Here is an 859-nt window from a genome sequence, read left to right as displayed (position 1 = left end):
CGCCGTAACCGCCGCCGCCACGGCCTCCGCCGTAGCCGCCGCCGCCCTGGCCGCGGCCGCCGCCGCGCTGGCCGCCGCCCTGGCCGCCGCGACCGCGACCGCCGCCGCGGTTGTCGTACACGGGACGCGGGTTGACGATCGCCTTCACGTCACGGACCGGGGTGGCCGCGAGGCGGACCCAGGCGGTGAAGATCGGGTCGCCGGGCTTGACGCCCTGGGCCTGCTCGGCGCAGACGGAGGACCACTTCATGGTCTCGCCGTCGTCGCGACGCTTCGGCTGCAGCGCCTCGAGCACGGCGTCGGGGCCGCCGACACGCTCGATCGCCGCGGCGAGACGCGCCTGGGCGCGCGAGGACCGCGACGGCGAGGTCGCGGGAGCCTGCGGCGCCTGCTGCTGCGGAGCGGCCTGCGGCTGCTCCTCGGTGGTGGCGCCCTCGGCGACCGGCTGCTCCTCGGCAGCGGTCTCCTCGGCGACGGCCTCGACCGGAGCCTCGTCGTCCGACGGCGGCTCGAGGCCGGCCTCGAGCGCGGCCTGCTCGGCCTTGCGGAGCTCCGTGAGCTTCGCGAAGAACGTGCGCCGGTGACGCTCAGCCGCGGTCAGCCGGCGACGACGCGGCCGCTCGGGCTTGTCGCCGCGACCCTGACCCTGGCCCTGACGCGGGGGACGGTCGCCACGCGGCGCCTGCGGAGCGGCGTCGCCCGCGGGAGCGGAAGCGGCGCCGGTCGCGTCGGCCGGGGCCGAAGCGTCAGCGGCCGGGGCGGCGTCGGCGGCGGGAGCGACGTCGGCAGCCGGAGCAGCGTCCGCGGCAGGCGCGGCGTCGGCGCCAGGCGCGGCGTCCGCGGCGGGAGCGGCGTCGGC

1 pseudogene is annotated in these 859 nt (G+C 79.5%); it reads right to left on the bottom strand.

Features of this window, described 5'->3' with window-relative positions:
• Nucleotides 1-859: pseudogene (locus OJ997_RS36245) on the bottom strand (hypothetical protein); the annotation flags it as partial.

Source organism: Solirubrobacter phytolaccae (genome assembly GCF_027587195.1).
GTDB lineage: Bacteria > Actinomycetota > Thermoleophilia > Solirubrobacterales > Solirubrobacteraceae > Solirubrobacter > Solirubrobacter phytolaccae.
The sequence above is the reverse complement of the archived record's forward strand: the minus strand, read 5'-3'. Positions and strand labels throughout refer to the sequence as shown.